The 25,484-nt window shown below is 32.5% G+C and carries 27 protein-coding genes and 1 tRNA gene; 10 read left to right on the top strand and 18 right to left on the bottom strand.

Features of this window, described 5'->3' with window-relative positions; translation table 11 throughout:
- Nucleotides 1-27 precede the first annotated feature (27 nt).
- The gene (locus RT99_RS23825; RefSeq protein ID WP_052483790.1) at nucleotides 28-1,590 is read left to right on the top strand and encodes a DUF5123 domain-containing protein; all 1,563 of its coding nucleotides are present in this window, start codon (nucleotides 28-30) and stop codon (nucleotides 1,588-1,590) included.
- Nucleotides 1,591-1,696: 106 nt separating this feature from the next.
- On the opposite strand, the gene RT99_RS23830 is transcribed toward RT99_RS23825, so the two are convergent.
- The 4 genes from RT99_RS23830 to RT99_RS23845 all read right to left on the bottom strand — a co-directional run bounded on the left by RT99_RS23830 (nucleotide 1,697) and on the right by RT99_RS23845 (nucleotide 4,073).
- Nucleotides 1,697-2,269 carry a pentapeptide repeat-containing protein gene (locus tag RT99_RS23830; protein ID WP_042567262.1) on the bottom strand — a complete coding sequence of 191 codons (573 nt, stop codon included), beginning with the start codon at nucleotides 2,267-2,269 and terminating at the stop codon, nucleotides 1,697-1,699.
- Between the two features lie 42 nt (nucleotides 2,270-2,311).
- Entirely contained in the window at nucleotides 2,312-2,512 is a 201-nt protein-coding gene (locus RT99_RS23835) for a hypothetical protein (RefSeq protein WP_042567263.1), read from the bottom strand.
- 71 nt (nucleotides 2,513-2,583) lie between these two features.
- The gene (locus RT99_RS23840; RefSeq protein ID WP_042567264.1) at nucleotides 2,584-3,504 is read right to left on the bottom strand and encodes an AraC family transcriptional regulator; all 921 of its coding nucleotides are present in this window, start codon (nucleotides 3,502-3,504) and stop codon (nucleotides 2,584-2,586) included.
- A complete protein-coding gene (locus RT99_RS23845; RefSeq protein WP_042567265.1) occupies nucleotides 3,501-4,073 on the bottom strand; it encodes a DUF6642 family protein in 573 nt (190 codons plus the stop codon). The genes RT99_RS23840 and RT99_RS23845 overlap by 4 nt, the downstream gene beginning before the upstream one ends.
- A 293-nt stretch (nucleotides 4,074-4,366) precedes the next feature.
- Between RT99_RS23845 and RT99_RS23850 the strand changes: the two genes are divergently transcribed.
- Both RT99_RS23850 and RT99_RS23855 read left to right on the top strand, forming a co-directional pair.
- The gene (locus RT99_RS23850) at nucleotides 4,367-5,626 is read left to right on the top strand and encodes a putative DNA modification/repair radical SAM protein (protein WP_042567266.1); all 1,260 of its coding nucleotides are present in this window, start codon (nucleotides 4,367-4,369) and stop codon (nucleotides 5,624-5,626) included.
- A gap of 5 nt (nucleotides 5,627-5,631) precedes the next feature.
- A complete protein-coding gene (locus RT99_RS23855) occupies nucleotides 5,632-6,411 on the top strand; it encodes a TIGR03915 family putative DNA repair protein (protein ID WP_042567267.1) in 780 nt (259 codons plus the stop codon).
- A 70-nt stretch (nucleotides 6,412-6,481) separates the two neighbouring features.
- Here the strand turns inward: RT99_RS23855 and map are convergent, their stop codons facing one another.
- The 4 genes from map to RT99_RS23875 form a co-directional block, all read right to left on the bottom strand.
- Nucleotides 6,482-7,246, bottom strand: a complete 765-nt coding sequence (map, locus tag RT99_RS23860) for a type I methionyl aminopeptidase (protein ID WP_042567268.1) — start codon at nucleotides 7,244-7,246, stop codon at nucleotides 6,482-6,484.
- A 24-nt stretch (nucleotides 7,247-7,270) separates the two neighbouring features.
- Nucleotides 7,271-7,633, bottom strand: a complete 363-nt coding sequence (locus RT99_RS23865) for a nuclear transport factor 2 family protein (protein ID WP_042567269.1) — start codon at nucleotides 7,631-7,633, stop codon at nucleotides 7,271-7,273.
- A gap of 141 nt (nucleotides 7,634-7,774) precedes the next feature.
- On the bottom strand, nucleotides 7,775-8,032 hold the full coding sequence (locus RT99_RS23870; RefSeq protein ID WP_042567270.1) for a hypothetical protein: 258 nt from the start codon (nucleotides 8,030-8,032) through the stop codon (nucleotides 7,775-7,777).
- A 136-nt stretch (nucleotides 8,033-8,168) separates the two neighbouring features.
- Nucleotides 8,169-8,242 (bottom strand) — tRNA-Met (locus RT99_RS23875).
- 153 nt (nucleotides 8,243-8,395) lie between these two features.
- On the opposite strand from RT99_RS23875, the gene RT99_RS23880 reads away from it, so the two are divergent.
- Nucleotides 8,396-8,788, top strand: a complete 393-nt coding sequence (locus tag RT99_RS23880) for an START-like domain-containing protein (protein ID WP_026984135.1) — start codon at nucleotides 8,396-8,398, stop codon at nucleotides 8,786-8,788.
- A 54-nt stretch (nucleotides 8,789-8,842) separates the two neighbouring features.
- Nucleotides 8,843-9,682 carry an aminotransferase class IV gene (locus RT99_RS23885; RefSeq protein ID WP_042567271.1) on the top strand — a complete coding sequence of 280 codons (840 nt, stop codon included), beginning with the start codon at nucleotides 8,843-8,845 and terminating at the stop codon, nucleotides 9,680-9,682.
- Here RT99_RS23885 and RT99_RS23890 read toward each other — a convergent pair.
- The 7 genes from RT99_RS23890 to RT99_RS23920 all read right to left on the bottom strand — a co-directional run bounded on the left by RT99_RS23890 (nucleotide 9,679) and on the right by RT99_RS23920 (nucleotide 16,445).
- Complete coding sequence (locus RT99_RS23890; protein ID WP_042567272.1) at nucleotides 9,679-10,239, bottom strand: YqgE/AlgH family protein; 561 nt, start codon at nucleotides 10,237-10,239, stop codon at nucleotides 9,679-9,681. The genes RT99_RS23885 and RT99_RS23890 overlap by 4 nt on opposite strands.
- A gap of 128 nt (nucleotides 10,240-10,367) precedes the next feature.
- Nucleotides 10,368-10,640 (bottom strand): HU family DNA-binding protein, encoded by a 273-nt coding sequence (locus RT99_RS23895; protein WP_042567273.1) that lies wholly within the window; start codon nucleotides 10,638-10,640, stop codon nucleotides 10,368-10,370.
- A 182-nt stretch (nucleotides 10,641-10,822) separates the two neighbouring features.
- Nucleotides 10,823-11,770 (bottom strand): methionyl-tRNA formyltransferase, encoded by a 948-nt coding sequence (gene fmt, locus RT99_RS23900; protein WP_042567274.1) that lies wholly within the window; start codon nucleotides 11,768-11,770, stop codon nucleotides 10,823-10,825.
- Complete coding sequence (locus RT99_RS23905; RefSeq protein WP_042567275.1) at nucleotides 11,770-13,665, bottom strand: ATP-dependent DNA helicase RecQ; 1,896 nt, start codon at nucleotides 13,663-13,665, stop codon at nucleotides 11,770-11,772. The genes fmt and RT99_RS23905 overlap by 1 nt, the downstream gene beginning before the upstream one ends.
- A gap of 64 nt (nucleotides 13,666-13,729) precedes the next feature.
- Nucleotides 13,730-14,263, bottom strand: a complete 534-nt coding sequence (locus RT99_RS23910; protein WP_042567276.1) for an AAA family ATPase — start codon at nucleotides 14,261-14,263, stop codon at nucleotides 13,730-13,732.
- Nucleotides 14,264-14,728: 465 nt separating this feature from the next.
- Entirely contained in the window at nucleotides 14,729-15,511 is a 783-nt protein-coding gene (locus tag RT99_RS24895; RefSeq protein WP_052483791.1) for a hypothetical protein, read from the bottom strand.
- 16 nt (nucleotides 15,512-15,527) lie between these two features.
- Nucleotides 15,528-16,445: a S9 family peptidase gene (locus RT99_RS23920; protein ID WP_042567277.1), complete on the bottom strand. Its 918-nt coding sequence runs from the start codon at nucleotides 16,443-16,445 to the stop codon at nucleotides 15,528-15,530.
- Nucleotides 16,446-16,771: 326 nt separating this feature from the next.
- On the opposite strand from RT99_RS23920, the gene RT99_RS23925 reads away from it, so the two are divergent.
- The 4 genes from RT99_RS23925 to RT99_RS23940 all read left to right on the top strand — a co-directional run bounded on the left by RT99_RS23925 (nucleotide 16,772) and on the right by RT99_RS23940 (nucleotide 20,258).
- Nucleotides 16,772-17,068, top strand: a complete 297-nt coding sequence (locus RT99_RS23925) for a DUF493 family protein (protein ID WP_042567278.1) — start codon at nucleotides 16,772-16,774, stop codon at nucleotides 17,066-17,068.
- Between the two features lie 3 nt (nucleotides 17,069-17,071).
- Nucleotides 17,072-17,791, top strand: coding sequence for a DUF4290 domain-containing protein (locus tag RT99_RS23930; protein WP_042567279.1), 720 nt, complete (start codon nucleotides 17,072-17,074; stop codon nucleotides 17,789-17,791).
- Between the two features lie 195 nt (nucleotides 17,792-17,986).
- On the top strand, nucleotides 17,987-19,300 hold the full coding sequence (gene murA / locus RT99_RS23935; protein WP_042567280.1) for a UDP-N-acetylglucosamine 1-carboxyvinyltransferase: 1,314 nt from the start codon (nucleotides 17,987-17,989) through the stop codon (nucleotides 19,298-19,300).
- 79 nt (nucleotides 19,301-19,379) lie between these two features.
- Nucleotides 19,380-20,258 carry a cation diffusion facilitator family transporter gene (locus tag RT99_RS23940; protein ID WP_042567281.1) on the top strand — a complete coding sequence of 293 codons (879 nt, stop codon included), beginning with the start codon at nucleotides 19,380-19,382 and terminating at the stop codon, nucleotides 20,256-20,258.
- Between the two features lie 312 nt (nucleotides 20,259-20,570).
- Here RT99_RS23940 and RT99_RS23945 read toward each other — a convergent pair whose 3' ends face one another.
- The 3 genes from RT99_RS23945 to RT99_RS23955 form a co-directional block, all read right to left on the bottom strand.
- On the bottom strand, nucleotides 20,571-23,060 hold the full coding sequence (locus RT99_RS23945; protein ID WP_042567282.1) for a DUF5686 and carboxypeptidase regulatory-like domain-containing protein: 2,490 nt from the start codon (nucleotides 23,058-23,060) through the stop codon (nucleotides 20,571-20,573).
- A gap of 230 nt (nucleotides 23,061-23,290) precedes the next feature.
- A complete protein-coding gene (gene aroQ, locus RT99_RS23950) occupies nucleotides 23,291-23,704 on the bottom strand; it encodes a type II 3-dehydroquinate dehydratase (protein ID WP_042567283.1) in 414 nt (137 codons plus the stop codon).
- 209 nt (nucleotides 23,705-23,913) lie between these two features.
- Nucleotides 23,914-24,471, bottom strand: a complete 558-nt coding sequence (locus RT99_RS23955; protein WP_042567284.1) for a porin family protein — start codon at nucleotides 24,469-24,471, stop codon at nucleotides 23,914-23,916.
- A gap of 301 nt (nucleotides 24,472-24,772) precedes the next feature.
- Between RT99_RS23955 and RT99_RS23960 the strand changes: the two genes are divergently transcribed.
- Nucleotides 24,773-25,354 carry a porin family protein gene (locus RT99_RS23960; protein ID WP_042567285.1) on the top strand — a complete coding sequence of 194 codons (582 nt, stop codon included), beginning with the start codon at nucleotides 24,773-24,775 and terminating at the stop codon, nucleotides 25,352-25,354.
- The last annotated feature ends 130 nt before the right edge of the window (nucleotides 25,355-25,484 follow it).

Genomic DNA, 25,484 nt, shown 5'->3' on the forward strand with positions numbered 1-25,484 from the left:
TAATATAAATTATAAGTCATTAAATTTATGAAAGCAAAATATATATTTAAAGGATTAGTCGCCGCATTATTACTTGTATTTATTACCGGGAGTTGCGACAGTTATAATGAAAGTGTAATAGAAGATCTCAACGTAAGCAGAGAATTCTCTCCTATAGACCTGACAGCAAAAGTTAGAAATCAAACTACTGTAGAATTAAATTGGACTATAAAAGAAGAAGATGCGGCTCATTATATCATAGAATTTAGTGCAGATGATCCAGAATTTAAAACTATTTTTAAAACAGTTGAAGTTACTGCAGATCAATTGCCTGTTCAGGTTCCATTAGAAGGAGAAACAGTATATTCAATTAGAGTAAAATCAGTTAGTTCAACAGGATTAGCAGATTCTAAATGGTCTGTTACAACAGCAACAACATTATCTGAGCAAATTTTTCTGCCGGTTCAGGATGTTGATATCGAGGCAACGCAAATTACTTTAAGATGGACTCCAAATAGTACTGTAACGCAAATTATAGTTGCCCCGGGTGAAATTACCCACACTATAACACCAGAAGAAAAAACAACAGGAGTTGCAATCATAACCGGACTTACAGGTGAAACTGCTTACACTGCAACACTACTTAATGGGACTAAGAAAAGAGGTGTAGTTACATTTACTACAGGAATTGATATCGGAACCGGTATTTTAGTTAAACCGGAAGACGATCTGAATGCTGTTATTGCAGCAGCACCTGCTGGTTCTGTATTAGTTTTAATGCCAGGAGATTATACAAAATACACGGGTGAAATTTTATTAGATAAACCAATTACGATAAGAGGTTTACGTATTGCTGATAAACCAAAATTGCATGTAAAATTTACCCTTAATGCAACAGCGACATCTTTAAGTTTAATTGATTTAGAATTAAATGGAGATAAAACATTATCAGAAGTTGTAAAATACAATCAAAGCGGTACCTATGGTAAACTCTTAATTAGTGGTTGTATAGTGCATGATTATACAGGTTCACTTGTTTATGCGCCAAGCAGTTCTTCTGCGAGAATTGAGTCTGTAACGGTAGAAAATTCTATATTTACTAATATGGTTACAGGGTCATCAGGGGAGTTTATCGATTTTAGAGCGAGTTATGTAGGGAATATTAATGTAACTAAAAGCACGTTTAATAATGCTGCTGCTTCTAGAGGTTTTATTAGAGCAGATGCAACAGCGACCTTTGGTGCAGGACTTACAAGTTCATTAATTGATAGTTGTACTTTCTATGGTGTAACCAATACCATTGCAAATAATGCTTACGTAATTTTTTACGTTCGTTTTGCCACCAATGCAGCAATCGTTCGTAATTCATTATTTGTTGAAACAGTAGCCAGATATACAAGTCAGGCAACAACTATAGCTCCAACATTTTCTAATAATAATTATTACAATGCTGCAACCCTTAATGCTGCTGTCTCTACTGCCGCGGTAAAATCAGATCCTGCAGGTACAACATTAAATCCGCAATTTGCTAATGCTGCAAACGGAGATTTTACAATTGGTAATCAAACTTTAAAAGACAACGGAATTGGTGATCCACGTTGGATTAAATAAGAATTTTTTATAGAGTTAGTTTAAAAAGGGATGCATTTTTGCATCCCTTTTTTTATCATTAAAAATAAAATCTGCTCAAATCTGCAAAATCTGCGTGAAACAAACCCTACTCAATATCCAAATCAAATTTTTCCAGTAACCCCGCAAGTGCGGAATGTGAAACTTTAGTTCCTTTAATTTTGTTTTCAGAAGGATCAAAAGCATAATTTCTTGAAGATCGAAAATCAGCTTTCTCCAAAATACACTCCACGAAAGTGGCATTAGAAAGATCGCAGTTTATAAAAATAGCTAGAGACAAATCTGTATTCGAGAAATCGACATCTTTCAAAGAGCAATCAATAAACTGGGTTTTCTTTAATTTTTTATAAATGAAAGTTGAATAATCAAGCATGCAGTCCTGAAAATTCATCGAAAACAAAAAACTGTTACTCGAACTAAAATCCAAACCCATTAATTTACAGCCAATAAATTTGATGTTTTTTAAACCCGTATTTTTAAGGATTGCCAATGAAAGATTGCAGTTTTTAAAAGTACAATCTAAAAAATCAATATAACTGAAATCACTTTTAGAGAAATTGCAATTGATGAATTCACAGTTTATAAATTCGTTGTCGGATAATTTTTGATCAGAATAATCAATAGTGTCGAATGTTTTGTTTTGATGCAATGCAGTTTCCATAGAAATAAATTAAGGTTGGGAAAGAAGAGGAGTGTGTGGTTTTTATTCTAATTCGATACAATCAAAAATATCGTTTTTAAGAATTGATTCGGATATTTCTGTCTCGCTGTCGATTCTTAAAATATTATCACAATCTTCCAGATCAAAATTCCATAATGCATAAGGTAATAATTTGTGAAGTATTGCAGTTGCTGATTCTAATTTGGATTTTGAATCAACAGTTGTTTTAAAAACATAAATCATAATTTGCTCTTTTTTACAAGGCAAATTTCAATAAATCAGCTGTAACTTTATTAGGATTTCGTAATCAATAATTAGGACTTATCAATCAATTTTCGGTATTGTATAGGCGTAATGCCTTCGTGTTTTTTAAAGAATCTGCTAAAGTAAGAATGATCCTCATGTCCAACCTGCAAAGCAATTTCACTTACCGAAAAAGTAGTTTGAAAGAGTAAATATTTAGCTTCTAATAAAATGGTTTCTTCAATCCATTTGGCTGCAGATTGACCGGTTACAAATTTTACGGATTTGTTTAAATGATTAGGTGTAACATTCAGTAACGAAGCGTAATAATTAACCTGATGGTGTGTTTTGATATTATTGTGAATTAACTCTTTGAATTTGGATGAAAGAACTTCGGCAGCAGAAATACTCTTAAAAGTTTGTACGCTATTCTTGTTCATTTCATAAAACAATGCAATTAAATAGGTCTGTACAATATTTAGATTTGCGGTTTGAGTTCCTAAATATTCCTGCTGCAACCGACTTAAAATTGCGGTAACAGATTTTACATCTTCTTCTGCTAAACTAATTTTTGGGTTTCCTGATATTTTCAAAAAATCAAAATCATTGATCATTTCTCGATTGCCATATTTTCCAATTAAAATATCAGGATGAAATTGGCAAATATAACCGGTATGTGTGCTGTTTACATTTTCTATTGAAAAAATCTGACCCGCAGGAACCATAATAATTTCATTAGAAACAGTTTGATATTCTTTATAACCCACTTTCATTACATGTGTGCCGGAAGCAACAAATAGCAAAGTATGACAACTGTGTTTAGAGGGCGGTACAGGAAATTGTAACTGCATCATTTCTTCCATCTTTAAACAAAAAAAATGATCAGAGTTTGATTTGAAAAGTAAATGCATCGGATTTTCTTCGCCAAGAAATTTTTCACGAAATCCCTTTGCTTCATATGTTTTTACTTTTTCGTCCGGCTTTATTTTCATTGTTTAAAATAGTACAATCTAAAATCAAGCAATTGGCAAAGTGCATGATGTTTTTGGTATAATTCTTCAACCACTTCAATAAGATCCTCGTTGTCCTGATATAAACTAAAAAAAGCTTTGTCAATAGTACTGCAGCTCGCAATTTTATTATAAGTTGATCCATAACCGGAAATGGCGCGTGCACCGGTTACATCCAGAAAATATTGGGCTTCTTCTTCGCTTAAATCTAATATTTTTTTATTGGCAAAATGAATGACTTTTCCTTTCATTTTTCCTTCAAAAAGTTCGGCTATTTCTTCAAGGCTATAATAATAATCATGAAGGCATATATTGTTTTCCTGACCCGGCATAACCAGATAAATAATTTCATAATCTTTAAAATTATGATCTTCATAAAGCAATACGTTCAAACTTTCTTCTAAACCTTCAATCGTGTCACAGGTTTTATAAATGCTTGCAATTCCTTGGTCAAGGGCAATTTCTTCCAGATTTTTGACCACATCAGTAGTTCTAATTTCATCTACATCAGGAACACCCTCGAGGCAGAAAATAAATTTCTCAGTATCCATGCAACAATCTTTTCCGGTTGGTAATATGTGATATAAAGGATCACTTTGTTTTCGTTTTGACAAATGTATTTTTTTATGTCTAAAAAATATTATATCACGACGGTTTTAACGCATTTTTTTTTGAAATTTTAGAGTAAAGAAGATCTAAAAGTTTTTAAAAATCTTTCAGCTTCAAAATAAAAATGCAAGATAATTTTGATACAATTTAGAACAATAAAAATTATAAAATTGTAACGATCTATAACTAATTTTGATCGAAACAAATTTATTTCCAATCAAATACAAAAGTCAAAATGGTAAACGAGAGAGTGATGGAGAAGCTGGGAATATTGGCAGATGCTGCAAAATATGACGTTTCATGTTCTTCGGCTTTAAGCAATCGAAAAAATAAGGATAAAGGAGTAGGAGATGCAAAAGGATATGGTATTTGTCATTCTTATACAGAAGACGGGCGTTGCGTTTCGTTGCTGAAAATCTTACTGACCAATCATTGCATTTTTGACTGTGCTTATTGTGTAAGCCGAAAAAGCAACGACATTAAAAGGGCAGCTTTTACTGTTGATGAGGTGGTTGACCTTACGATAGGTTTTTACAGAAGAAATTATATTGAAGGGCTTTTTTTGAGTTCCGGTATTTTTGATAATGCAGATTATACCATGGAACGTTTGGTTAGGATTGCGAAAAAATTGCGATTAGAACAAAACTTCAACGGTTATATACATCTTAAAGCGATTCCCGGAGCCAGTGATGAATTGCTCAAAGAAGCCGGAATGTATGCAGATCGCTTAAGTGTAAATGTTGAAATGCCAACAGAGCAAAGTTTAAAATTACTGGCGCCGGATAAGAACCACAAAGATGTGATTCAACCAATGGAATATCTTAAAAATGAAATTGTTGGTTATAAAGAAGAGAAAAAACTAAACTATAAAGCACCACTTTTTGCGCCCGCAGGTCAAAGTACACAAATGGTGATTGGTGCAACAAAAGAAAATGATCTGGAGATTCTGGGCATGGCAGATTATTTTTATCAAAAGATGAATATGAAGCGTGTGTATTATTCCGGATATGTTCCAATAAGTAACGATAATCGGCTTCCGGCTATTGGTACACCAGTTCCTATTATTCGAGAAAACCGTTTGTATCAGGCCGATTGGTTAATTCGATATTATGGATTCAACGTTAATGAAATTGTTGGGTTAAATCAGCCCAATCTTGATCTGGACATAGATCCTAAACTAGGATGGGCATTGCGAAATCTGCATCAATTTCCGGTTGATATAAATACTGCCGATATAGAACTTATAAAACGCATTCCGGGAATTGGTTATTTGGGTGCACAGAAAATTGTTGCCTCCAGAAAATTTAAGAAACTAGTTCCTCAGGATTTACAAAAATTTGGTATTGCTTATAGTAGGTCACAGTATTTCTTGGCTTTTGCCACACCGTTTCAAATGCAGAAGGATTTAACTTCAATTCAAATCAAGGATAAGATTTTAAATATCCAGAAGAGTAAATATAAAAATGATTTTTCTAACCAACTTGCCTTATTTTAATCAAAATGATACTGGTAATTTACGATGGAACTTATGAAGGATGGCTAACAGCCGTATTTGAGATTTATGAATATAAATTGGAAGATACTGTTTTTAGTAAAAACGGCGCTTGTGATGCTCTGTTATTTTCATCCAACCATGTTGTGATAACAGATTTTAAAAAGGCAAATCGTGTTTTAAACGGACTAAAACAGCGCCTTTCGGCAGATGGATTTTCAAGTTTTCATAAAGCATTTTTGTCTGAAGTAAATCATATAGAACAGACCATGTTTCAGTTTGCTCAATATATTTTTTCGACCACAAAAAATGTAGAAGAGGATTTTAGTAATGCTGCAGTTTGGGATATACGAAAGGCAACCCGACTCACCGGAAAAGAAGCGCATAGGATGGAAGCATTTGTGCGTTTTAAATTAACCAAAGACCAGCTTTATTATGCCATAATCGAACCCGAATGTGATGTGCTGCATCTTATAGAAAATCATTTTAAAAATCGCTATGCAGATCAGCGCTGGTTAATTTATGACGCAAAGCGTAAATATGGAGTTTATTATGATCTTGAAAACCTTTCGACCGTAGAGTTAGAATTTAATCAGGGGCCAGTTTCGTCTAAATTTTTAACTGAAATATGCGACGAGCAGGAAGAATTTTTTCAGCATCTTTGGAAACGTTATTTTAGCAGTGTAAATATTGAGTCAAGAAAAAATATGAAACTGCATATTCAGCATATGCCAAAACGTTATTGGAGAAATCTGATAGAGAAAATTCCCCCAATCAATAAAAAATAGTTTTAACAACAAAGCCTTAATGATTCATTAAGGCTTTGTTGTTATTAGAACATTAGATTAACAGGTTTTGTTAATTCCAAATACCATTCATTTCAGTCAATACAATAGGTTTTCCTTCTGTAACAACAATCGTATGTTCGTGCTGTGCCATAAAACCGCCTTTATTACCAACCATTGTCCAGCCGTCCTGTAAAGTTTCGGCATATGTTGAGGTTGTCGAAATAAAAGTTTCAATTGCAACTACTGAATTTTTCTTGAATCTTGTCAGGTTAAATCGATCTCTGTAATTTGCTATTTCATGTGGTTCTTCATGAAGACCTCTTCCAATTCCGTGGCCTGTTAGATTTTTAATGACTTTGTATCCTTTTTTCTTAGCTTCAGTTTCGATTAAAAAACCAATATCAGAAATGCGAACTCCGCCCTTTATATTATAAATTGCTTTATGTAGAATTTGTTTTGAAGCTTCAATCAATTTTTGATGCTCGTTTATATCTGTTCCAATAACAAATGAACCTCCATTATCAGACCAAAAACCATCGAGTTCTGCAGAAACATCAATATTAATTAAATCACCTTCATTAAGAATTCTTTTATCAGACGGAATGCCGTGACAAAATTCATTGTTTACACTTATACACGTCCATCCCGGAAAACCATAAGTCAAATATGGAGCTGATTTTGCGCCCAAATCATTCAGAATTTGTCCGCCATAGTTGTCTAATTCCTTTGTAGACATACCTGGTTTGGCAAAATTTCTCATTTCTTTCAAAGTAAAAGCAACAGCTTCACTTGCCTTTTTCATTCCAATTAATTCTGATTCTTGTTTTATAGACATATTTTTTATTTTAGGAATTCAATATTAATTATTTTCTACCAATTCAATATCCATTGTTTTTATTAATCCGTCTTGAAAAGTGTAGATATGTTTTACCATTCCGTCAAAGATTAAACCGCCTTGTAAATCTTTTACGTTTTGATGCACCTTAACCTCTAAGCTTCCATTTTCTCTTTCATCAAAACCAACAGGTTCTACTTTTGGATTAATTTCCGTCCATTGTCTTGTCCAATATTCTTTAATTTCATTGTGACCACTTATATAACCGCCTTCCCATGCTTTTGACCATTGTACATCTTCTTGCATTGTTGATAATGCGTTTTCAATGTTTCTCTCGTTAAAAGCGGTATATGCTTTATGTATCGTATTCTCAAGTTGATTTGCCATTATTGTTTTGAATTAAATTAGTAGAAATTTTAATCAAATTTAATTTTGCTATTCCCGAACTCCTGATTTTTACTAAAAAAGAGATGTTCGTTTGCATTATGGCTAATATAAAACTAATTTATTAAAGAGCGAATTGTTTATCTATTTCTCTTCTTCTAAATTGTCAACAGCAGAAATCTGGTCCAATATATTGGTTTGATTGGGCGAAATGTAATTTTTGACTTCACTTGTATTTTCTTTCTTAAAAAGAATATCCAGCGCGTTGTATAGTTTTAATAAAACATCTTTGTCTTCTTTTGCAATTTCTAAGGCAGTATTGAAATTAAAAACATAATTATTCGAATTGCGTACCTCTACTTTTATTGTTTTAGATGTGATTTTAAATTTAACTATGTCCATGTTGCTGTTTGTGAATTACTTAGTTTTAAAAATATCAAGGAAATAATGTTCTTTATATAGTGTAAAGTTAGGTTTAAATAGAATTAATTCCAATAAAAAACCCTTAATCAATTGATGATTAAGGGTTTATTTTTTGTAGCGAGGACGGGAGTTGAACCCGTGACCTCAGGGTTATGAATCCTGCGCTCTAACCAACTGAGCTACCTCGCCAAGATTGCAAGTGAACCGTGTTCCTCATTGCGGGTGCAAATATAAAAATTTTATTAGAGCTTACAAGCATAAAATGAAGAAAAAAAAATATTTTTAAAAACGCATTGTTTTTGGACATATATTCTTATATTTCGAAAAAATTAAAAGTAGCACATGGATCCAAAAATACGTTACGAAATAGAGTTTCCAATAAATTCTTCGCCGCAATTATTATATCAATATATATCAACGCCGTCAGGTTTATCAGAATGGTTTGCTGACAATGTAAATTCAAGAGGTGAATTTTTCACTTTTATTTGGAACGATTCGCAGGAAAAAGCGCGTTTGGCATCTAAGAAAACAGGTGAAAAAGTAAAGTTTAAATGGGTCGACGAAAGTAGTAAAGACACTGAATACTTTTTTGAATTGCATATTTTAGTTGATGAATTAACTAAAGATGTATCATTAATGGTAGTTGATTTTGCAGAAAAAGAAGAAGTTGGCGAAGCTAAACAATTGTGGGAGAATCAGATCTCAGATCTAAAACATCTTATAGGATCTGTTTAGTAAAAGTCTATTTTATGCCTTATATTTGCCCTGAACAAAATTCAGGGTTTTTTTATGATCAATTTTAACGGAAACATAGTAGCGCAAAACGATAATGTATTAACTCAAAATCGTGCGTTTTTGTACGGAGATGGTGTTTTTGAAACGCTAAAAATAATCAATAACAAAATCTTGTTCCTTGAAGATCATTATTTCAGGTTAATGGCGTCTATGCGTGTAGTTCGAATGGAAATTCCGATGAACTTTACAATGGAATATTTTGAAGAACAGGTTTTAAGCCTGGTACAGCAAAAAGGAATTTCAGCATCTGCCAGAGCAAGAATTACAGTTTTTAGAAATGATGGAGGGTTGTATTTACCCCAAACGAATGAAATTTCGTTTTTAATTCATGCAACGGCACTTGATGCTGCTTTGTATGCGTTAAATACTGATTCTTATGAAGTTGATTTGTATAAAGATTTCTATGTAACCAAGCAATTGTTATCGTCTATTAAAACGACGAATAAAATGATTAACGTTACCGGAAGTATTTTTGCGCATGAAAATGGCTTGGAAAATTGTATTTTGCTTAACGATGCAAAAAATGTTGTAGAGGTATTACAGGGAAATTTATTTATGGTAACAGGTAAAAAGCTAATTACACCCCCAGTTTCTGAAGGATGTTTGAATGGTGTAATGCGTAAACAAATATTAGCTTTAGCCAAAAAAGTTACAGATATAGAAGTATCAGAAGAAATAATTTCGCCATTTGATCTTCAAAAAGCTGACGAATTATTTCTTACAAATGTGATCACAGGGATACAGTCGATAAGTAAATATCGAAAAAAAGAGTTTACAAGTAATCTGGCTCATTTATTAATACAAAAACTAAACGAATCCATTTCTGAGAATTAATTCAAATATGGATTTTCAGGTGCATTTGACCAAATAACGTAATCTCCGCCCAACTCAATAATTTGTTCTTTCCAAAAATGAGTAGTGGATTTTCCGATAATTTTATTTTTGTAATTATTATCGGCAATAATCCAGGAGTTACCCTGCATCTCACTTTCGAGCTGATTTTCGTCCCAACCTGTGTATCCTAAGAAAAAACGAATGTTATTTTTATTAATAGATCCGTCGTTTATTAAGTCTTTGGTCGATTCAAAATCACCTCCCCAATATATACCATTAGAAATCTCCACACTATTTGGGATTAATTCCGGAATATTATGAATAAAATAAAGATTGTCCTGTTCTACAGGACCGCCATTATATATCTTGAAAGAGGCATCAATCTCAGGAATTAAGTCATTAATAGTGTACTTTAAGGGTTTATTAATAATAAATCCTATTGATCCTTCCTTGTTATGATCTGCTAATAAAATTACCGATCTATTAAATGATAAATCTCCAATTATAGAAGGCTCGGCAATAAGCAGGTGTCCTTTTTTTAATTTTTCTGAAATCATACGGCTACAATTTTTATTAAATTTAGTTATAAATTTTTAAAAAACCCAAATAAAATCGTTAAACCGTACAAAAAAACCCTCCATAAGGAGGGTTTTAATTATATTATAAGTTTAGAGAACTTTCTTACTTAGTTCACTGCACCTTCTAATTCAGCACCAGCTTTAAATTTCACTACATTTTTAGCAGCGATTTTGATAGTTTTTCCTGTTTGAGGATTTCTACCGTCTCTAGCAGCTCTAGCAGATACCGACCATGATCCAAAACCTACTAATGAAATTCTTCCACCTTTTTTCAAAGTAGATCCTACATTTCCTAAAAATGATTCTAAAGCTAATTTTGCCGCAGCTTTTGTAATTCCTGCATCAGCAGCGATAGCATCGATTAATTCTGATTTGTTCATAATAATTAGTTATTAATTGTTGGTTAAAAAAAAAATTGTTAATACACAAATTTAATAGGAAATCCGTTCCTTGCAAGTGTTTTCTTTAAATTTAGCAAAAATTGTTAATAACTTGCTTTTTTTGTTCATAAAGCAGGTTGTTTAATCAAATAATACAGGTAAAAACCCCCGTTTTATTGGTCTTAATAGACTTTTGCGTCTTCTGTAAAAGTGATACCATTTAGTAATTCAGCTACTTGCATTCTTTTTTTTCCAGGTAACTGCAAACTTAAAAGTAAAATATAACCATTCTTAATAGCGATTTTAATTTCTTTTTTACTGCTAATTAAGCTTCCAATTTCAAAAGAATGTGATTCCAAAACCAATTTTGCCTCATATATTTTAATGCTTAATTCTTCATTTTTATCTTTCAAAAAACACCACGCTGCCGGATAAGGGCTTAATCCGCGAATTAAATTATTGATTTCGTCGCCAGATTTAGTCCAGTCAATCTTACAATTTTCCTTATTTAATTTATAAGCTGTTTTAATTTCTTCGTTATCTTCCTGAATTGTAGTAGTTACATTTCCGTTTTCAATAATTTTTAAAGTGTCAATTACAGTTGTACTTCCTAAATTCATTAATCGGTCGTGTAATTCTCCGGCGCTTTCTGATGGCTCAATTGCAATTTCAGAATTTAAAATCATAGCTCCGGTATCAATTTTATCATCAATAAAAAAAGTTGTAACGCCTGTTTTAGTTTCTCCATTAATAATTGCCCAGTTGATTGGTGCTGCTCCACGATAATTAGGTAATAAAGAGGCATGAAGATTAAAAGTTCCTAAACTTGGCATTTCCCATACTACTTTTGGCAACATTCTAAAAGCAACCACGATTTGCAAATTAGCATTTAAAGCTTTTAACTCCGCCAGAAAAGTTTCGTCTTTTAAATTAGTGGGCTGTAATAAAGTAAGGTTGTTCGCCAGTGCATATTCTTTTACTGCCGAATATTTTATTTTTTGTCCGCGTCCGGCCGGTTTATCAGCAGCCGTAATAACGCCAACAACATCGTAATTGTTTTTGATAATGGTGTCCAGAATGCCAACGGCAAATTCCGGAGTTCCCATAAATATAATTCTCAATTTTTCCATTATGATTTTAAAGTGTATTTATTATTGGGTTGAATGGTAATATGATTGTTTTCTAATAATTCCTGAAGCACCAAAATAATATCATTGGCATCCATTTTTATTTGTGTCTGAATTTCTCTCGAAGTCAAAGCGGCCGATTTTAGTAAATGCAGAATTTTATCTGCAATCGAATCAGCTTCGGTGATTTTTCCTTTTTGAGTAATGCAATATGAACAAACGCCACAGTTTTCTTTTGTTTCTTCTCCAAAGTAATCCAAAATCAAACGGTTCTTGCAGGTTTTATTCTCCTTTATATAATGTAGAACAGATAAAAGTTGTTCTTTTTTTAGCTGATTTTGTTTTTCCAGATATTTCGAAACCCTGTTTATGGTAAGATCATCTTCGCGAACTTCATTAAATAATATAGTAGCGTCGTTGTTTTTCGATTTGTATTCGATAATTTCTTTCTCTGCAAGTCTTTCTAAAACAGCCGAAACCTGTTCTTCTGTATGATTTGATTTTTTTGCTATTAAAGAAAGATTAAAAGGAGTTTTCATTTCATAAACTCCGGGATAGGTTCTTAAAATCGCCAGAATAATTTCCTCATCATTTTGATTCAGACTCGTATATCGAATCACTTCTTTTGATTCGATTAAAAACTGTAGTGTGATTTTTTCTGAAAATTCCTGTGATAGTGTAATGATTCCCTGTTGATTTAAAAACTGCAATGCATTATAAGTTTTTAAAGTGGGAAACTCATATTTATGACAAAAATGATTTAGTTTAAAAGAAAAAGTATCATCTAAACCTTCACCATAGGCAATCTGAAAATAGTTGCAAAGTTTGACATACATCGTTTTTAAAAACTTCTTATCCGGCAAAACACTTAAAAATTGCTGTTCGGTTTGATTTGCATCTGAATTGTTATAAAGCAAAACTGAAAAAGCTTTTTCGCCATTTCGTCCCGCTCTTCCGGATTCCTGATAATAATTTTCTATATTTTCAGGAAGTTGTGTATGAATAACCGTTTTTACGTTGTCTTTGTCAATTCCCATTCCAAACGCATTCGTGGCTACAATAACCTGCGCTTGTTCCGACATCCACAACTGCATGTTTTTATCTTTTTCTTTTGCCGAAAGTCCACCGTGATAATAAGTTGCCTTGAATCCTAACGATTGTAATTGTGACGAAATACTCAAACATGATTTTCGATTTCGTACATATATAATAGAAGGTTGTGGATTTTTCTTCAAAATTTGTTCGGTACGATACAATTTGTCTTCGACCTCAAAAATCATGTAAGCAATGTTTTTTCTTTCAAATGATTGCTGAAAAAGTTTTGGATCTTTCAAACCCAATTCTGTATTGATATCTTCAATAACTCTTGGAGTTGCTGTTGCTGTCAATGCTAAAAAAGGAATCTTAGGAAAATATTTTTTAAGCTCAGAAATTTTCAGATAAGCCGGACGAAAATCGTGTCCCCATTGCGAAACACAATGCGCTTCATCAATAGCAATTAAATTTATAGGAAGATTTTTAATACGCTCCAAAATCCAATCAGACTGAAGTCTTTCAGGAGAAAGATATAGAAACTTATAATTTCCGTATTGACAATTGTCTAATAAATCAATAATTTCTTCAGTATGAATCCCGCCAGTAAGAGCAATTGCTTTTATGTCTCGTTTTTGCAAATTCGCCACCTGATCTTTCATAAGTGCGATCAAAGGCGAAATTACTAAACAAATTCCTTCCTGCATCATCGCCGGAACCTGAAAACAAATCGATTTTCCACCACCCGTTGGGAGTAAAGCAAAAGTATCCTGACACTCTAAAACCGAGTCAATAATTTCCTTTTGCAGCGGTCTGAAACTGTCATGTTTCCAGTATTTTAAAAGAATTTCCTGTGCTTCTGGCATAGCTTTGGTTTTAAAGTTAAAAATTTAGAAATCAGTTCTAGTTTTACAACTTTAAACCGCCTGCCTAAATTTTATCTAAGATATAAAGAATTCTGTTTTCAACCGTATCTTTAGGCACTTCAATTAAATTGTATCCATATTTGTTATACGTTTCAACAAGATGTTTCTGAATCGTTAATGCCTGTTCAAAATTTTCGTAACGCTCTGTATCGCTTTCGTAAATTTCTTCCCAAGGCGGTAAAATAAAAGTTTTGGTGTATTTAAAATCCTCACAGGCCTTTACAAAATGGGCCGGATATTCATCTCCTATATAATCCATATAAGCCACAACATCAGGAATTCCGCGATCTATAAAAACTACATTATCAGGTTCTTTAATGGCGTTTTCAAATTGTTTGATTCTGCCTTCCAATAACATTTCGCTAAACAACAAAGGTTGTTCCAGGAACAATTGCTCGATTCCGCGTTGTTGGGCTTCGAGAGTAACTTGTCTTGAAATTTCAGGATAACAGCAGTAGCCACGAGCCACCAATTCGTTGATAAGAGTAGATTTTCCCGTTCCCGGGCCACCAATGAGTACTATGATTTGTTTTTGCACTTTCTAAAAATAAAGCGCAAATTTACCTAAAGTTATTGGTATTTAAAAAGATTATTTTGCTTTACGCGAATGATTTCGCAATTTTCGTAATTATGCGGGATTAAAATCCAGCTCTAGAAAATAAATCGTTCGTCTGGAACTAAATAGGGAAGAGTCATACGCTCGACAAAATATTATGGTGCTGGATTAAAATCCAACCCTACAAAATAGATCGTTCCTCCGGAACTAAAACAGAAAAGAGCCATCGGCTCGACAAATATTGTAGGGCTGGACTTTAGTCCAGTTTTAAATCGAAATATGAAATATTTGTTAAGTCCGGCGGGACGTCATATTTATAGAAAATTATAATATTGTTTGGTAAAGCCCCATCGGGATGAAATTTTTAAAATAATTATAACGCTCCGCTGGAGCTTAGGAATATGAAACATGAAATTGGCTATAAATATTTTGCTCCGCTGGAGTTTTTTATGCCATACCTGAAATATTCAAATCTGAATAGTTGTGTTTCGTTAAATTTATTTTTAAACTTATGTTGCAATTTCCGCCGTCATTCATTTGGATTAAAGAATATTTAAAACCATTTTTATTATATGGATCTTTACAATAACTATTTATCAAAACTTCTTTTTCTTGCTTCTCGTTTATTATGACAATGCATTGATTTACATATTTGTCAAATTTTCTGAGTTTTGATGCGTTATCAGAAAAGCATTTTTTTAAAATTTGATCAATTTCAACTAATTCCTTTTGGTTTAAATCTGCAGGTTTTACAGTATTTGGTTTGTAATTAAAATAATTTTCATGAAATTCTTCTTCAAAAGAGAAAAATGCATAATTATTATATTTTTCAAGATTTAATTTGTTTTTTGTTTGAAGCAGGTTTTTTTGAATTTCAATTTTTAATGGAAAATTACCTCCAATAAATTCAATAAAATTATTTTTAATTACTGCTTTTTCACTTCTATTATAGCCAAATCTCGATGGGCTGAAATAAATTGTGTCATTTTTTGAATAGCAGAAATCATTAAATTTTTCTATTTTATTGTGATTATTATCTTTTTCAATAATTGTAAAAACATAAGAGCTATCAGAGAAGAATTGAAACCTTAAACTTGAACTTCCAATGAAATTATAGTTATTAATAGCTGATATTTTTTCTGTTTTTTGGGTAGATTTTTTAGATTTATTTTCTTTGCATTGACTGAATAATCCTAAAATAACTAACGGTAATATTATTTTTATTTTCATAAAACTATTTTAAAAATTAATCACAAAACAAATACTTCCCAGAACCCGAAACTTTCTTCTTCGAAGGCACAATCAAATGCGATTCAAATTTCTTTCCACTCAAAACATCATTCACAAAATCCAAAACATATTGTTTGCCATCATGAAAAAGATAACCCGAAAATTCATGTCCGCCACCGCAAAACGTAATCAGTTCAACGTCTTTATGTAAATCATTCATTTGATTGTAAACCGCATAAGACCCAAAAAGAATCAGCCAACCCGAAGCATTTGTGGGGCAGGAGCGGTGAGATCCTGCGGCATAAGGAACAGTATTGTCATTATTTCCGTGTGATAATAACATTGGTATTGCTTTTTCTTTAGTAATCAAATTAATATCCTGAATCGCACCAGAACCGCCAATAAAACCAGTATATTTAAAGTTTTCAGGTAAATTATTTTTGTATAAATTCATCAGTTTATAATCCCAAAACGAAGCGTGAAAACCAATTTCGGCTCCGGCACTAATTCCAGAAATAAATATTTTTGAAGCGTCAAGATTATATTTATTTGCATTTTCAATCAAAAAGGAGGTTGCCTGCCACATATCGCTCACGCCAATTTGAATTGCTTTTATCTTTTCAGTTAAAGTTCCTTTGCACCCAAAATCTTTTCCTTTCATGTATAAACTGTATGAAATGCTGGCTACTGCATAACCGTTTTTAGCCATAAACATTCCAAAATCTTTTTCTTGTGTACGGTCTCCACCAGAAAATCCACCACCAAAAGCAAAAATGATCAACGGAATTTTTTCGTTGGTTTTCTTCTGAGGCAAATACAAATCCAGATCTAGTTTGATTGTATCATTTTGGAAATAAGTCATTGTTTTTATTTCCTGTGCCTGAATATTGAAAAAGATGAGAATTGTAAAAAGTAAGAAGATATATTTTTTCATCGTATTTCGGTTTTAAAGGGAAAGTCTTAGAATTTAAAAGTGATGACTTAAAAAACTTTGCGTCTCTGCGACTTTGTGCTATATTTTTGCAGCAAAGTTTTTCAAATATAAAAGTTAGCCACGAATTTCACTAATTTACACGAATTTTTAATTTACACCTAAATCTAAACTATATGATATTTACAATTTTTAAACCGTTTTTAATTAGTGAAAATTCGTGAAATTTGTGGCAAAAAAGTATCATGAATTTCATCCCAAAAAATCTAAAATCAAAAATCTGAAATCTGAAATCAAAACCGTATATTTGCCTTTATTTTTAATTACGAATGGAGAACGATAAAGAAAAAAACACCGCCGAATTTTACGAAAGATTAAAAGTAGAGCTGGATAACGCAAATACCTGGCCAGCTGAATATTTATATAAATTTATAGTGCCTTCAGTCGCCGATAATGTTGAGCGCGTTGAAAAAGCTTTTGACAGTATGGGTGCGGTTATCAAAACAACAAAATCTAAAACAGGTAAATTTACCAGCGTTTCTGTAGATGTTACAATGAATAGCTCTGACGATGTCATTGGTAAATACAAAGAAGTTTCTACAATAGAAGGTATAGTTTCATTATAACTTATGATCGAAAAATATAAAAAAGAAGTCGCAAATGATGTTGTTTTTAATTTAGAATACAATTCTGAAAGACAACGATTAATCATTCCTGAATATGGTCGTCATTTGCAAAAACTGATCGATCAGGCAACTGCAATTGAAGATGCCGATACGCGCAATAAAGCTGCAAAATACATTATTCAGGTAATGGGAAGTTTAAATCCGCATTTGCGTGATGTGCCTGATTTTCAGCATAAATTATGGGATCAGCTTTTCATTATGTCTGATTTTAAATTAGATGTAGAATCACCATATCCAATTCCGTCAAGAGATGTATTGCAGTTAAAACCGGATGTTTTACAATATCCGCAAAACTTTCCAAAATATAGATTCTATGGTAACAACATCAAGTACATGATTGATGTTGCTAATAAATGGGACGAAGGCGAAATGAAAAACGCATTGGTATTGGTGATCGCCAACCACATGAAAAAATCATACTTGAGCTGGAATAAAGACACTGTAAAAGACGATGTTATTTTTGAACATTTATTCGAATTGTCGGGTGGAAAAATTAACTTGTTACAAAGCACAGAAGAGCTTTTAAATACAACCGATTTATTGCGTACCAATAAACGCATGTCGAACAAAATTACACCACCGGGACAGCCAAAAATTCAAAGCAACAAAAACAATAAAGGCCCTGGAAAACCAAAACCTTTTCAGAAAAATAATCAAAAGTAAAAAAGGTACTAAGTCTCTAAGATGCTAAGTTGCTAAGGTTTTTTAGCTCAGGATCTTAGAATCTCAGTAACTCAAAGCCCTAAAAAACAAAAACAAAAATAAAAGTTGCTAAGCAGCTAAGTTACTAAGCTTTTTTACAAAGAGAAAAACTTAGAACCTCAGAACCTTAGTAGCTCAGAACCTTAAAAAAAATCTATGGGAATTTTTAAAATCGAAGGAGGAATTCCTTTAAAAGGAGAAATCACTCCGCAAGGAGCAAAAAATGAGGCATTACAAATTTTATGTGCCGTGCTTCTAACGGGAGATAAAGTAAAAATTAATAATATTCCCGATATTATTGACATCAATAAATTAATCACTTTGTTGGGTAATTTAGGAGTTAAAATTCAGCGCAATGAACCGGGTTCGATTACGTTTCAGGCTGATGAAGTTAACGTTGGTTATTTAGAAACTGAAGCTTTCAAAAAAGAAGGTGGAGCGCTTCGTGGTTCTATTATGATTGTTGGACCGCTTTTGGCACGTTTCGGAAAAGGATATATTCCAAAACCGGGAGGAGATAAAATTGGTCGTCGTAGATTAGATACTCACTTTGAAGGTTTCATTAACCTTGGAGCAAAATTTAGATACAACAGAGAAGATCACTTCTACGGAGTAGAATCTCCTGCAGAAGGATTACAAGGAACAGATATGTTACTTGACGAAGCATCTGTAACCGGAACGGCAAATATTGTGATGGCAGCAGTTTTAGCAAAAGGACAAACAACAGTTTACAACGCTGCTTGTGAGCCTTACCTGCAACAATTGTGTAAAATGCTAAATTCAATGGGAGCTAAAATTACCGGAGTTGGTTCAAACTTATTGACTATCGAAGGAGTTGAAAGTCTTGGAGGTTGCGAGCACAGAATTCTTCCTGATATGATTGAAATCGGTTCATGGATTGGCCTTGCAGCTATGACAAAAAGCGAAATCACAATTAAAAATGTAAGCTGGGAAAATTTAGGTTTGATTCCGAATACATTTAGAAAATTGGGTATTACAATCGAAAAACGTGGTGATGATATTTATATTCCTGCTCACACAGATGGGTACGAAGTAAAAACAGATATTGATGGTTCTATTTTAACCATTGCCGATGCTCCTTGGCCAGGATTTACACCAGATTTATTGAGTATTGTTTTGGTTGTGGCAACACAAGCAAAAGGTGATGTTTTAATTCACCAAAAAATGTTCGAAAGCCGTTTGTTTTTCGTTGACAAATTAATCGATATGGGAGCAAAAATCATGTTATGTGATCCGCACAGAGCTGTGGTTATGGGACATAATTTCGAATCTCAATTGAAAGCTACAACAATGTCATCTCCGGATATTCGTGCAGGTATTTCATTATTAATTGCTGCACTTTCTGCAAAAGGAACAAGCACAATTCAAAATATAGAACAAATCGACCGTGGATACGAGCGTATCGATGAGCGTTTAAGAGCTATTGGAGCAAAAATCGTGAGAGCGTAGAAAGTTAGCCACGAATTTAAATCTTCAAAGATTATCAAAATAATTTATGAATTCGTGGCAAAAAAATAAATGTCGTTAAATGACAAATGAACAAAAAGCTATAAAAGCTACATACTTTAGTATAGCCGGAAACACCTGCTTGGCCCTTATAAAAGGCTTGGCAGGTTTTTTTGGCAATTCTTACGCCTTGATTGCAGATGCGATCGAATCAACGACAGATATATTTTCTTCTTGTCTGGTTTTATTCGGAATCAAATATTCAAATAAACCAGCCGATGAAAATCATCCTTACGGACATGGGCGTGCCGAACCATTAATTACTTTTTTGGTTGTTGGGTTTTTAATTACTTCTGCCACTATTATTGGTTATGAAAGTATTTCTAATATTCAGTCATCACATGACTTGCCAAAATCCTGGACATTATATGTTTTAGGCGCCATCATTATCTGGAAAGAATATTCTTTTAGAGTCGTGATGAAACGCAGTAAGCAAACCAATAGTTCGGCTTTAGCCGCAGATGCCTGGCACCATCGCAGCGATGCTATTACTTCGGTAGCAGCATTTATCGGAATTTCGTTTGCCTTGTTTATGGGCAAAGGTTATGAGTCTGCAGATGATTGGGCGGCACTTTTTGCTGCTTTTTTTATCTTATACAACAGCTATAAAATTTTCCGACCTGCTCTTGGCGAAATCATGGACGAGCATTTAAATGATGATTTAGTCGAAGAAATTCGCGTAAAATCCTTAAAAGTTGACGGAATTCTGGGTACCGAAAAATGTTTTATCCGTAAAGCCGGTATGAAATATCACGTTGATCTTCACGCAATAGTTTCAGCCAAAATTTCGGTAAAAGAAGGGCATGATTTGTCACACAAGCTTCAGGATACTTTAAAAGAAAAAATCCCGCAATTAGGAAATGTTTTGATACATATTGAACCGGATGATTATCACTCTTAAAAGTTCTAAGATGCTGAGATTCTAGGTTACTAAGGTTTTTTGCTTTGCGAATCTTTGTCAAATTTTTAAACTTTGACAAAGATAAAAATTACAAAATTCGTTTATTCTTAATGAGTAAGCGGATTTTTTATTGGGCGTTCCCTTCGGTCGGGCTATCCGCTATATCTTTTTATTTTTAAAGAAAAAATAAAAAGGATACCGCTTCTATCCCTAACGCAATTCCAGGTAAATTAGAAGTTTAAAGGTTTTTAAGCGTTTTGTCAGTTCGAGTGAAATCGTGAACTCACTAAGCTATTTAACTTAGCAACTTTTCTAATCCAAAACATTCAAAATCTTCAACCCAAATACAACACCATTTTGTTGAATTCCGCTTTGATAAGAATGAACATAATCAACTCTGAACAATTTAAATTTTCCGAAACCCAAATTATCCAGACCAACCGTAAATTCAGAATAAGGCTTTCTGCCGGGAATTGCTAAGGAATGAAAACCAAGATTCATTGTCGATTTTAGTAAATTCAGTAACGGAATTTTGTTCATGATAAATCCGGTATCATTGTATTCCAGATGGTTTTCAAAGTAACTGTCGTTTGTACTATTGTTGTAATAAGGCATTAAATTAAAAACATTCAAATAACGGTCAGTTGTTCCAATATGGGTTTGGTTTCCGTTAAAATGTCTGTAATCGATAAAAGAAATGTTTTCGGCATTAAAGAATTTCCCGGCTCTCAAATTCATTCCTAAAATTCCTTTGTTTCCTAGTGATAAATCATATTGAACAGATGTACCAATTCTTTCAAATTCATATTTTTTTTCGCTCGCAGCAAAGGCTTTTTCAAAGACTAAAAATACAGTTGGATATTTGTCATCTTTAAAATTATATCTACCGTCTGGTCTTGAAATGTATTTATTTCCAAAATTAATTCGTGCAGTCAACGCAGCTTTAAACAAATGATGCTGGTCAAAAGCAGGAGTATCAAAATCATTTGGCGCAAGCGGATTATTAGACGAATAAAAATCATCTCTTTTAAAGAACGAATAATCAGTAGTATTAAAAAGTGGTTTTCGTTGTTCATACGCCACTTTTCCATTCAAATTTATTCCGTTTGCAACATCTTGAGCATAATTAATCTGAGCAAATTCCAGATTATACAACTTTATATAATTGTCTTTAAAGAATAGGGAACTTATAGAATTTACAAATTTACTTATCGGTTCTGCTCCATTAAATTGAGCCACTTTCGTTCCTCCGGAAATGCCAATTGTAGCATAATTGATATTGTTGAATTTATGATTAAATTCTCCAATAACACGAAAACGCTCATCAGAAAAACCATAATTAAAAATAGTTTTCACAGAAGTGCTTTTTCCTTCCTCTTCATTCCATTTTTTGAAAGAAAAACCAGAATCCAGATTAAATCCCTGAACCGTATTAAAACTCAAAGAAGTAATATTTAATAAACCATCGTAACTAAAAGAGTGTTTTTTGAAAGTATTTTTATAATCGTAACCCGCTAAAATATCCCAAACTTTAAATTTGTTATTTTTTGCATCAACAGAATCGGTATATTTTTGAGATTTTCGAATGATTAGTAAACTGTCTTTTTTTGTATAATCCGTGCTTTCTTCAATCGTTAACGGAATAGGACGAATTTCATTCCAGAAGGCATTATCTTTTTTATTGGCATTGGCTTCAAAAGCAACAATTTCATTGGTAAAAGTTTTCTTTTCGAATGAATCCGGAAATTCATAATTCGAATAAATATAATTGAATTGTCCTGAGAATTTTACACCAAAAATACCGGCATTAAAAGAAAGTGTCTGTGCGTTTTTAGACCAGATTTTGTTTGTAGCATTATAATTAAAGCTCTGTTTTAAAGTCATTACCTCAGTAAATTCATTTTTCATTCGGTAACCTTTTATATCAAGATCAATTGCATAAATAGCAAAACTGTCATCAACAATATAAATGTAACCTTCAAAAACAGGTTCTTTATCACGTTTTGGGATTACTTTTATTTTGTTGATTTCCTGATTATTGGAGTCAAAAAAAGTCCCTTCGAGTTTGTATTTGTAATAATTAAAAGCATTGTCGGCAATAGGAGAGATGAGCCTAACATCAAAATCTAAAGTATTATCATAAAAATCATAATAAGACAAAGAGGCAGTATTATAACTATAACCTTTATTGTTTCCTGAAATTCGCGAGGCAACAATTTTCTCTTTTAGTTTATTGGGTTTTTCATATGCAATTTTTGAAACGGTTTCAGATAAATACAAAATCCCAGTTCCGGTCGAATCCAGGTTAGAAGCCATATCATCGCCAAGATCCACTTTTTGTCCCAGGATTTTTTTAGGCAAATCTTTAACCTTAAACATTCCTTTCGAATAAAAATCGGCTGTATATCGGGAAGTTTTTTGAGAGTTTTCTTTTTTGTTTGCAATTGCATTTTTTATTATGGCATTTGCAGGATTGTTCTTCGGGTCAATTACAACCTCGTTTAGTGTAAAACTTTCCTCCAGCATTTTTACGTCTAAAGTAATTGTTTTAGAATCTGTAGAAACTGTGATTTTCTGAGTTTTAAACCCCAGGTATTGAAAAATGATTCTGTTTTTTCCCGTTTCTTTTACGTTAAGCTGGTAATTTCCCTTCTCGTTTGAGGTTGTTCCTGTGTATGTGTTTTCTTCAAAAACAGAAACAAAAGGCAACGGATTTCCTTTTTCATCGGTAACGGTTCCTTTTATTTGAGCAAAATTGGTAATAGAAAAAAATAAAAAGGCAAGTAAAATGTAATTTTTCATAGAGGCTTTTTCTCTAACAAAAATAGGATATGTTGAGACTGAGCTTATTAAAAATTTGTTAAATTGCTATCAGGCATAGTACTTTAGACATAGCCAACGGTTTCAACCGTTGTGGCACAAATGTATTTTTACGATCCGTATCCCCACGGTTGAAACCGTGGGCTATATTTGAAAATAATATGATTTCAGAGATGAAAGGAATATTGAGTTTTCCCTTCGATTAAAATATTTTACAAGAAAGACTGAATCGCTAATTCGTAGCTTTTTAATCCAAAACCTAAAATAACACCTTTGGCATTTCCGGATAAATACGATTGATGTCTGAAACTTTCGCGTGCATATGTATTCGAAATATGCACTTCGATAACCGGAGTTGTAACGGCTTTAATCGCGTCACCTAAACCTATAGAAGTATGTGTGTATGCGCCGGCATTTAAAATGATTCCGTCAAATGTAAAACCAACTTCCTGAATTTTCCCTATCAATTCACCTTCAATATTGCTTTGATAATAAGTAAGTTCAACGTTTGGAAATTTATGTTCCAGTCTTTCAAAATATTCTTCAAAAGTTTCACTTCCGTATACTTCAGGTTCTCTTTTTCCTAAAAGATTCAAATTCGGTCCGTTGATTATAGCGATTTTCATATTTAAGTTATTTTGAAAAATCTAGACTTTTTAACCCATATAAGTAATACAAGTTCAATTAATCTAAAGTTAGTTTTTTATTGAGATTGAATTTTGCAATTGACATTGACATTGATTTTTTGAAATTGCCATTGCCATTTGAACTTTGTAAAAATAAAAAAACCGTTCTAATTAACAGAACGGTTTTTATAAAAGTATGTGATATTATTTTAGAACATAAATCCGGCTGACAATTGTACTGTAGAGTTTTTAATATCAGCATTTTTTGAAGCTTCTGTTAAACCTAAACCATAACGCCCCTGAACAAAAAAGTTTTTGGTGATTTTATATCCTAAACCGGCATTAAGCCCAAATTCGAATGTTTCTCCATCTTCAACATCAAAATCATTTTTTTCACTTACTAAAAATGATGCTTGTGGACCAACTTCAAGACTAAATGAATCTGTTAAATAAAACTTAGCCATTACAGGAATGGAGATATAACCTAATTCGTTTTTAAATTCCTGAGCTGCATTTTTATACGTTGCTCCCTGAGTTGAGTATAAAAGCTCTGGCTGAACAGAAAATCTTTCTAGTAGTTTAATCTCTGCAACTAAACCTGCGTGAAAACTTGTGATACCTTCTTTATCAAAATTTTGTTCTGGAAATGCGTCTCCAGTTTGGCTTGCAAAATTTACCCCGCCTTTAACACCTATTTGTAACAATTGTGCCTGAATTGTAGCTGATGTTGCCATGAACAATACAGCTGCTAAAAGTATTTTTTTCATAGAATTACCTTTTTAAGATTAAAATTTGTTTTATACTATTAAAACTACGTATTCTTCATTTTATTGTTTTTATATTTAGAATCCAATAATTAACAGAATTCACATTTCTGCTAATATTAACAATTTTTCGAAATTTTAAATTTTAAGACATTAGAATTGGTTTATAACAGATTAACGATTTAGAGAGCTTTATTTAACATGACTTTATCTATAATAACTAACATTATTTGTTAAAAAACAAATTAATTTTTATCAAGTAAAGTTTTATATTTGATTATTAATTTTAACCAAAACAAATAAAATGAGAAAAATTATTTTATCTGCAATTGCAGTAATGGCATTTGGATTCACAAATGCTCAGGAAACAAGATTTGGAGTAAAAGGAGGTCTTAATATTTCCACAGTAGTTGGAGGAGATGTTGAAAATACTAAATCTTTAGTAGGATTCCACGTTGGGGGTTTTGCAGAAATTCATATTGTTCAGAGATTTTTTATCCAGCCAGAACTTTTGTTCTCAACTCAAGGTACTAAAGTTGATGGTCCTTTTGGAGTTGATGGCGATATAAAACTGAATTATTTGAATATTCCCGTATTGGCTAAATATTATATTGTAGATAAAAAATTTAGTGTCGAAGCCGGACCGCAATTAGGTGTTTTATTATCAGCTAAAGCAGAAGATGAAGATATTAAAGATTTTACCCGATCAGTAGATTTTGGGTTTAATATAGGTGCTGGATTTAATTTTACTGATAATCTTTCAATAGGTCTTCGTTACACTATTGGCTTATCTCCTCTTTCTGATGAAGATATTGATAATGAAGATGATTATTATGACAGTGCTAAAAATAGTAACCTTGCATTGTCTTTGGCATATAAATTCTAAAATATTGTTTTAAAATTTAACAAAAGCCTTCCAAATATGGGAGGCTTTTCTTGTTATAATGACTTGTTAATTTATTTTAACATAATTAGGTCTAATTATTAAATTATTTGTTAAAAAACAAATCCTTTTA

This window comes from Flavobacterium sp. MEB061, assembly GCF_000834715.1.
Classification (GTDB): domain Bacteria; phylum Bacteroidota; class Bacteroidia; order Flavobacteriales; family Flavobacteriaceae; genus Flavobacterium; species Flavobacterium pectinovorum.

Bases quoted from the DNA above. Each gene is read 5' to 3' on its own strand.
- RT99_RS23960 (WP_042567285.1), top strand. From the start codon at position 24,773: ATGAGAAAAATTATTTTATCTGCAATTGCAGTAATGGCATTTGGATTC.
- RT99_RS23890 (WP_042567272.1), bottom strand. From the start codon at position 10,239: ATGATTTCAGAAAAATTAAAAAAAGGACACCTGCTTATTGCCGAGCCT.
- RT99_RS23865 (WP_042567269.1), bottom strand. From the start codon at position 7,633: ATGGCAAATCAACTTGAGAATACGATACATAAAGCATATACCGCTTTT.
- RT99_RS23955 (WP_042567284.1), bottom strand. From the start codon at position 24,471: ATGAAAAAAATACTTTTAGCAGCTGTATTGTTCATGGCAACATCAGCT.
- map (WP_042567268.1), bottom strand. From the start codon at position 7,246: ATGTCTATAAAACAAGAATCAGAATTAATTGGAATGAAAAAGGCAAGT.
- RT99_RS24895 (WP_052483791.1), bottom strand. From the start codon at position 15,511: ATGAAAATAAAAATAATATTACCGTTAGTTATTTTAGGATTATTCAGT.
- RT99_RS23940 (WP_042567281.1), top strand. From the start codon at position 19,380: ATGACAAATGAACAAAAAGCTATAAAAGCTACATACTTTAGTATAGCC.
- aroQ (WP_042567283.1), bottom strand. From the start codon at position 23,704: ATGAAAATCGCTATAATCAACGGACCGAATTTGAATCTTTTAGGAAAA.
- RT99_RS23880 (WP_026984135.1), top strand. From the start codon at position 8,396: ATGGATCCAAAAATACGTTACGAAATAGAGTTTCCAATAAATTCTTCG.
- RT99_RS23945 (WP_042567282.1), bottom strand. From the start codon at position 23,060: ATGAAAAATTACATTTTACTTGCCTTTTTATTTTTTTCTATTACCAAT.
- RT99_RS23920 (WP_042567277.1), bottom strand. From the start codon at position 16,445: ATGAAAAAATATATCTTCTTACTTTTTACAATTCTCATCTTTTTCAAT.
- murA (WP_042567280.1), top strand. From the start codon at position 17,987: ATGGGAATTTTTAAAATCGAAGGAGGAATTCCTTTAAAAGGAGAAATC.
- RT99_RS23930 (WP_042567279.1), top strand. From the start codon at position 17,072: ATGATCGAAAAATATAAAAAAGAAGTCGCAAATGATGTTGTTTTTAAT.
- RT99_RS23870 (WP_042567270.1), bottom strand. From the start codon at position 8,032: ATGGACATAGTTAAATTTAAAATCACATCTAAAACAATAAAAGTAGAG.
- RT99_RS23885 (WP_042567271.1), top strand. From the start codon at position 8,843: ATGATCAATTTTAACGGAAACATAGTAGCGCAAAACGATAATGTATTA.
- RT99_RS23895 (WP_042567273.1), bottom strand. From the start codon at position 10,640: ATGAACAAATCAGAATTAATCGATGCTATCGCTGCTGATGCAGGAATT.
- RT99_RS23855 (WP_042567267.1), top strand. From the start codon at position 5,632: ATGATACTGGTAATTTACGATGGAACTTATGAAGGATGGCTAACAGCC.
- RT99_RS23850 (WP_042567266.1), top strand. From the start codon at position 4,367: ATGGTAAACGAGAGAGTGATGGAGAAGCTGGGAATATTGGCAGATGCT.
- RT99_RS23905 (WP_042567275.1), bottom strand. From the start codon at position 13,665: ATGCCAGAAGCACAGGAAATTCTTTTAAAATACTGGAAACATGACAGT.
- RT99_RS23825 (WP_052483790.1), top strand. From the start codon at position 28: ATGAAAGCAAAATATATATTTAAAGGATTAGTCGCCGCATTATTACTT.
- RT99_RS23925 (WP_042567278.1), top strand. From the start codon at position 16,772: ATGGAGAACGATAAAGAAAAAAACACCGCCGAATTTTACGAAAGATTA.
- RT99_RS23840 (WP_042567264.1), bottom strand. From the start codon at position 3,504: ATGAAAATAAAGCCGGACGAAAAAGTAAAAACATATGAAGCAAAGGGA.
- RT99_RS23835 (WP_042567263.1), bottom strand. From the start codon at position 2,512: ATGATTTATGTTTTTAAAACAACTGTTGATTCAAAATCCAAATTAGAA.
- RT99_RS23830 (WP_042567262.1), bottom strand. From the start codon at position 2,269: ATGGAAACTGCATTGCATCAAAACAAAACATTCGACACTATTGATTAT.
- RT99_RS23845 (WP_042567265.1), bottom strand. From the start codon at position 4,073: ATGGATACTGAGAAATTTATTTTCTGCCTCGAGGGTGTTCCTGATGTA.
- fmt (WP_042567274.1), bottom strand. From the start codon at position 11,770: ATGGAAAAATTGAGAATTATATTTATGGGAACTCCGGAATTTGCCGTT.